We start from the raw sequence: 5,972 nt of genomic DNA on the forward strand, positions 1-5,972 counted from the left end.
GGGCGTTTGCCAAAAGTGACCCGCTGTAAGAGCGGAACCATAGGTGGCCGTTACCTAAATAACGGATATGTACACATACCCAGAAACAATTCCCCCCGCACTCCGCCGCTACCAAAACTGTTCCCATGACGCGCACGTAACCCCCGCCTGTGACCTTTCTCTACGGCAAGGTGCCATCACCGCAAATGCAGTTACCCGCCTACACACTTAAACTCGGAAAAATCACGCACCTTTTTCGCGCATGCATTTCCTACACTGCCCTTTCCTGGATCAGAATCCACGGCGAAACCACCACCGCCCACAAACTCGGGTCCCGCTCAACCAGGTCCAATGCCCGCGTCGCAGACACCTCGCCAAGACTCCCCGCAGCCAGCCAGGCAGCGACTTTCTCACGGTTGTCCTCAGCCATGCCCTCGGCGGCCTCGATCAAATCCAGCCCGGCGTCGACCCACAATAGGGCACCCTTGGCAAAGAACGGCTCAAGCTCCTTCCAGGAAATTTCGGCAGTTTCACCAAGCAGCTTGGCATAGAGGGTGCTAGGTTCTTGCGTCATGGGAGTTCACCTGAAGAAAAAATCGGCGCAATCATACCGTCGAGCCCCAGGCAGAAAAACCCAGTTGCAAATGAGGCACCGAACGAAAGTGTCAGGAAAGCCAAGGATTGCCCGAAACTCTGGCATCACCCCGCCGCAATTCTGTCTTTTTCTTTCATTTAAGCGACATACCCGGGTTTTGCCCCCAGCAGCCAGCTTTTCAAGCGATCAACCGGCGCTCTACACTGTACCGGTACAGTTGCCAGGCCGCTGCCGGGGGATATCCGAGATATCTGATCCGGTTCTGCAGCTCACAAGGCCGCTAGAACTATAAAAAATACAACAGTAAGAGTGGAGCACTATGAATAAGGCTACTAAGCAGATTTCCAAACTGTTTGCCGCTATGGTCCTGGCCGGGGTTGCCAGCCATTCGTTCGCAGCTGACACCATCAAGATCGGTATTGCCGGCCCTAAAACCGGCCCTGTGACCCAGTACGGCGACATGCAGTTCATGGGTGCCAAGCAGGCCATCGCCGACATCAACGCCAAGGGCGGCGTAGATGGCAAAATGCTCGAAGCCAAGGAATACGACGACGCTTGCGATCCAAAACAAGCCGTGGCCGTAGCCAACAAAGTGGTCAACGACGGCGTCAAGTTCGTGGTCGGTCACCTTTGCTCCAGCTCCACTCAGCCAGCATCCGACATCTACGAAGACGAAGGCGTGATCATGATCACCCCGGCTGCCACCAGCCCGGAAATCACGTCCCGTGGCTACAAGCTGGTCTTCCGCACCATCGGCCTGGACAGCGCCCAGGGCCCTGCCGCCGGTAACTACATCGCCGACCACGTGAAGCCGAAAGTCGTAGCCGTTATCCACGACAAACAGCAATACGGTGAAGGCATCGCCACCGCCGTTAAACAAACCCTCGAGAAGAAAGGCGTGAAAGTTGCCCTCTTCGAAGGCATCAACGCTGGCGACAAAGACTTCGGTTCGCTGATCCAGAAGCTCAAGCAAGCCAACGTCGACTTCGTCTACTACGGCGGCTACCACCCTGAGCTGGGCCTGATCCTGCGCCAAGCCAAGGAAAAAGGCGTGAACGCCAAGTTCATGGGCCCTGAAGGCGTCGGCAACGACTCCATCTCGCAAATCGCCCAGAACGCTTCCGAAGGCCTGCTGGTTACCCTGCCGAAATCCTTCGACACCGATCCTGCCAACAAGGCAATCGTTGAAGAGTTCACCAAGAACAAGCAGGACCCAACCGGTCCGTTCGTGTTCCCGGCCTACTCGGCTGTTGAAGTGATCGCCGGCGGTATCGCTGCCGCGAAGAGCGAAGACACCGCCAAGGTGGCAGCGGCCATCCACGCCGGTACCTTCAAGACCCCGACCGGCGACCTGAGCTTCGACGCCAAGGGCGACCTGAAGGACTTCAAGTTCGTGGTCTACGAATGGCACTTCGGCAAACCAAAAACCGAAGTTTCCCCTCAGTAAGCCAGGCGTTACTGGTCAACAAGCCCACTGTGCAAGCAGTGGGCTTTGTTTTACGAGGTTTATGGGCCTGTCACCCGCGATCCGGGCGCTGGCTCACCTGAAAATCTTAAAACCGTCACCAGCGGTTCGCTGGCAAACGCTTTGTGCAACCTGATCACAGAACAGGGCACCGAGCCGGAAATTGACTCCACCAGTGAAATGCGTATCGGGTTTTTAGGAGCGCTGTAATGCCTGAGATCTATCATTTTTTCCAAACGCTGGTTAACGGCATGACCGTTGGCAGCACCTATGCCTTGATAGCCATTGGCTACACAATGGTTTACGGCATCATTGGAATGATTAACTTCGCCCATGGCGAGGTGTACATGATTGGTTCCTACGTGGCCTTCATCGCCCTTGCCGGGCTGGCCATGCTGGGTATCCATTCCCTGCCGCTGTTGATGACCGCTGCATTCCTGGCGTCCATCGTCGTAACCAGTGCCTATGGCTACAGTATCGAACGCGTTGCGTACCGCCCCTTGCGTGGCAGCAACCGCTTGATCCCGCTGATCTCTGCGATCGGCATGTCGATTTTCCTGCAGAACACCGTATTGCTGTCCCAGGATTCCAAGGACAAATCCATTCCCAACCTGATCCCGGGGAGCTTCTCCTTCGGCCCAGGTGGCGCACAAGAAGTGCTGATTTCCTACATGCAGGTCCTGGTCTTCGTCGTCACTCTGGTGGCAATGCTCGGCCTGACCCTGTTCATCTCTCGCTCCCGTCTGGGGCGCGCCTGCCGGGCCTGCGCCGAAGACATCAAGATGGCCAACCTGTTGGGCATCAACACCAACAACATCATCGCCCTGACCTTCGTCATCGGTGCCGCACTGGCGGCCATCGCCGCTGTATTGCTGAGCATGCAGTACGGCGTGATCAACCCCAACGCCGGTTTCCTGGTGGGCCTCAAGGCCTTCACCGCAGCGGTATTGGGCGGCATCGGCAGCATTCCGGGTGCGATGCTCGGCGGGCTGGTGCTGGGGGTGGCTGAAGCCTTTGGCGCCGACGTATTCGGTGACCAGTACAAGGACGTGGTGGCATTCGGTCTATTGGTTCTGGTGCTGTTGTTCCGGCCGACCGGCATTCTGGGCCGTCCGGAGGTTGAGAAAGTATGAGCAGATATCTTAAATCGGCGTTTTTCAGCGCCTTGCTGGTCTGGGCCGTGGCCTTCCCGGTACTCGGGCTCAAGTTGAGCATTGTCGGGATCAACCTCGAAGTGCATGGCACCGGTCCCGTGACGTTGACCATCATTGCCCTGTGCTCGGTGCTGATGTTCCTGCGCGTGCTGTTCACTCAGCAGGTCGGGGCACTCCTCAAGTCCAACCGTGGCCCGTTGGTATCGCCCAAGGTCAGCCAGTTCCTGACCCTGCCGCGCACCCAGCGCTACATCATCATCGGCCTGATCGTGGCCGCGTTGATCTGGCCTTTCTTCGGCTCCCGTGGTGCGGTGGATATCGCGACGCTGATCCTGATCTACGTGTTGCTGGGCCTGGGCCTGAACATCGTGGTGGGTCTCGCCGGCCTGCTCGACCTGGGCTATGTGGGCTTCTACGCGGTGGGTGCCTACACCTACGCGCTGCTCTCGCATTACCTGGGCTGGGGCTTCTGGATCTGCCTGCCACTGGCCGGCATGGCGGCGGCCACATTTGGCTTCCTGCTGGGCTTCCCGGTACTGCGCTTGCGCGGTGACTACCTAGCGATCGTGACCCTGGGCTTCGGTGAAATCATCCGTCTGTTCCTGCGTAACCTCACCGATATCACCGGCGGCCCCAACGGCATCAGCAGCATTCCCAAGCCGACGTTCTTCGGGCTGACGTTCGACCGCACCGCGGCCGAAGGCATGCAGACGTTCCACGAGTACTTCGGGATCGACTACAACCCGGTGAGCAAAGTGGTGTTCCTGTACCTGGTGGCCCTGCTGCTGGCACTGGCGGCGCTGTTCGTGATCAACCGCCTGCTGCGCATGCCGATCGGCCGTGCGTGGGAAGCGCTGCGCGAAGATGAAATCGCCTGCCGTGCACTAGGCATGAACCCGACCGTCATCAAGCTTTCGGCATTCACCCTCGGGGCAACCTTCGCCGGTTTTGCCGGCAGCTTCTTCGCCGCTCGCCAAGGTTTGGTGACGCCGGAGTCGTTCACCTTCATCGAGTCGGCAATCATCCTCGCCATCGTGGTACTGGGCGGCATGGGCTCGCAGCTCGGCGTGATCCTCGCGGCGATCGTGATGATCCTGCTGCCGGAAATGATGCGTGAATTCAGCGAATACCGCATGTTGATGTTCGGCGCCATGATGGTGCTGATGATGATCTGGCGACCTCAAGGCCTGCTGCCCATGCAACGTCCCCACATGGAGCTGCGCAAATGAGCCGCGAGATCCTGAAAGTCGAAAACTTGAGCATGCGCTTCGGCGGTTTGCTGGCGGTCAACGGCGTGGCCCTGACCGTGCAAGAGAAACAAGTCGTGGCCCTGATCGGCCCCAACGGCGCCGGCAAGACCACGGTGTTCAACTGCCTGACCGGCTTCTACAAGCCGGCTGGCGGCACCATCCTGCTGGACGGCCAGCCGATCCAGGGCCTGGCCGGCCACGAGATCGCCCGCAAGGGCGTGGTGCGGACCTTCCAGAACGTGCGGTTGTTCAAGGACATGACGGCGGTCGAGAACCTGTTGATCGCCCAGCATCGCCACCTGAACACCAACTTCTTTGCCGGCCTGTTCAAGACGCCGTCGTTCCGCAAGAGCGAGCGCGAGGCCATGGAATATGCCGCGTACTGGCTGGACAAGGTCAACCTCACCGAGTTTGCCAACCGTCCTGCCGGCACCCTGGCCTACGGTCAGCAACGGCGCCTGGAAATCGCCCGCTGCATGATGACCCGCCCGCGGATCCTCATGCTCGACGAACCGGCCGCCGGCTTGAACCCGAAGGAAACAGAAGACCTCAAGGCGCTGATCAGTGTGCTGCGTGAAGAAAACAACGCCACCGTGCTGCTGATCGAACACGACATGAAACTGGTCATGAGCATTTCCGACCATATCGTCGTGATCAACCAGGGCACGCCACTGGCCGACGGTACGCCGGAGCAGATCCGCGACAACCCGGAAGTGATCAAAGCCTATTTGGGGGAAGCGTAAAATGCTGCAATTCGAAAACGTTTCCACTTTCTACGGCAAGATCCAGGCGCTGCACAGCGTCAACGTGGAAGTGCGCCAGGGCGAAATCGTTACCCTGATCGGCGCCAACGGTGCCGGTAAATCCACGCTGCTGATGACCCTGTGCGGTTCGCCCCAGGCTCACAGCGGCAGCATCCGCTACATGGGTGAGGAGCTGGTGGGCCAGGCCTCCTCCGAGATCATGCGCAAGAGCATTGCCGTGGTTCCGGAAGGCCGCCGGGTATTTGCCCGCCTGACCGTGGAAGAGAACCTCGCCATGGGCGGGTTCTTCACCGACAAGGGCGATTACCAGGAGCAGATGGACAAGGTGCTGCACCTGTTCCCGCGGCTCAAGGAACGCTTCAGCCAGCGCGGCGGCACCATGTCCGGCGGCGAACAGCAAATGCTCGCCATCGGCCGCGCGCTGATGAGCAAGCCCAAGCTGTTGTTGCTGGACGAACCGTCCCTGGGGTTGGCGCCGATCATCATCCAGCAGATCTTCGACATCATCGAACAGCTGCGCAAGGACGGTGTGACAGTGTTCCTGGTGGAGCAGAACGCCAACCAGGCGCTGAAGATTGCCGACCGCGCCTACGTGCTGGAAAACGGCCGCGTGGTGATGCAGGGCAGCGGCGAACAACTGCTGACCGATCCGAAAGTACGTGAGGCTTATTTGGGCGGTTGATGCCCATCTGGTCAAATGTATGAGCGGGCTTTTGTGGGAGCGGGCTTGCTCGCGAAGGCGGTGGATCAGCCAACTTGTTGGGT

At 59.1% G+C, this 5,972-nt stretch carries 7 protein-coding genes; 6 read left to right on the forward strand and 1 reads right to left on the reverse strand.

Annotation, left to right across the window (positions count from 1 at the left end; all coding sequences use genetic code 11):
* Nucleotides 1-250 precede the first annotated feature (250 nt).
* On the reverse strand, nt 251-553 hold the full coding sequence (locus ACW9I6_RS30045; protein ID WP_003211652.1) for a DUF2288 domain-containing protein: 303 nt from the start codon (nt 551-553) through the stop codon (nt 251-253).
* Between the two features lie 340 nt (nt 554-893).
* Here ACW9I6_RS30045 and ACW9I6_RS30050 point away from each other — a divergent pair, with 340 nt between their 5' ends.
* The 6 genes from ACW9I6_RS30050 to ACW9I6_RS30075 are packed head-to-tail and all read left to right on the forward strand — an operon-like array spanning nt 894 to nt 5,889.
* Nucleotides 894-2,021 carry a branched-chain amino acid ABC transporter substrate-binding protein gene (locus ACW9I6_RS30050; protein WP_087693197.1) on the forward strand — a complete coding sequence of 376 codons (1,128 nt, stop codon included), beginning with the start codon at nt 894-896 and terminating at the stop codon, nt 2,019-2,021.
* Nucleotides 2,022-2,066: 45 nt separating this feature from the next.
* On the forward strand, nt 2,067-2,249 hold the full coding sequence (locus ACW9I6_RS30055; protein ID WP_003211657.1) for a hypothetical protein: 183 nt from the start codon (nt 2,067-2,069) through the stop codon (nt 2,247-2,249).
* Complete coding sequence (gene livH / locus ACW9I6_RS30060) at nt 2,249-3,172, forward strand: high-affinity branched-chain amino acid ABC transporter permease LivH (RefSeq protein WP_017137212.1); 924 nt, start codon at nt 2,249-2,251, stop codon at nt 3,170-3,172. The genes ACW9I6_RS30055 and livH overlap by 1 nt, the downstream gene beginning before the upstream one ends.
* A complete protein-coding gene (locus ACW9I6_RS30065; RefSeq protein WP_003211661.1) occupies nt 3,169-4,422 on the forward strand; it encodes a high-affinity branched-chain amino acid ABC transporter permease LivM in 1,254 nt (417 codons plus the stop codon). Before livH ends, ACW9I6_RS30065 begins: the two co-directional genes overlap by 4 nt.
* A complete protein-coding gene (livG, locus tag ACW9I6_RS30070; protein ID WP_003211663.1) occupies nt 4,419-5,186 on the forward strand; it encodes a high-affinity branched-chain amino acid ABC transporter ATP-binding protein LivG in 768 nt (255 codons plus the stop codon). Before ACW9I6_RS30065 ends, livG begins: the two co-directional genes overlap by 4 nt.
* Nucleotide 5,187: 1 nt before the next feature.
* Nucleotides 5,188-5,889 carry an ABC transporter ATP-binding protein gene (locus tag ACW9I6_RS30075; protein ID WP_003211664.1) on the forward strand — a complete coding sequence of 234 codons (702 nt, stop codon included), beginning with the start codon at nt 5,188-5,190 and terminating at the stop codon, nt 5,887-5,889.
* Nucleotides 5,890-5,972 lie beyond the last annotated feature (83 nt).

The sequence above is a fragment of the Pseudomonas sp. SDO5522_S412 genome (genome assembly GCF_054071215.1).

Coding starts and splice junctions, on each gene's coding strand:
- ACW9I6_RS30045 (WP_003211652.1), bottom strand. CDS start 553: ATGACGCAAGAACCTAGCACCCTCTATGCCAAGCTGCTTGGTGAAACT.
- ACW9I6_RS30050 (WP_087693197.1), top strand. CDS start 894: ATGAATAAGGCTACTAAGCAGATTTCCAAACTGTTTGCCGCTATGGTC.
- livH (WP_017137212.1), top strand. CDS start 2,249: ATGCCTGAGATCTATCATTTTTTCCAAACGCTGGTTAACGGCATGACC.
- ACW9I6_RS30065 (WP_003211661.1), top strand. CDS start 3,169: ATGAGCAGATATCTTAAATCGGCGTTTTTCAGCGCCTTGCTGGTCTGG.
- livG (WP_003211663.1), top strand. CDS start 4,419: ATGAGCCGCGAGATCCTGAAAGTCGAAAACTTGAGCATGCGCTTCGGC.
- ACW9I6_RS30075 (WP_003211664.1), top strand. CDS start 5,188: ATGCTGCAATTCGAAAACGTTTCCACTTTCTACGGCAAGATCCAGGCG.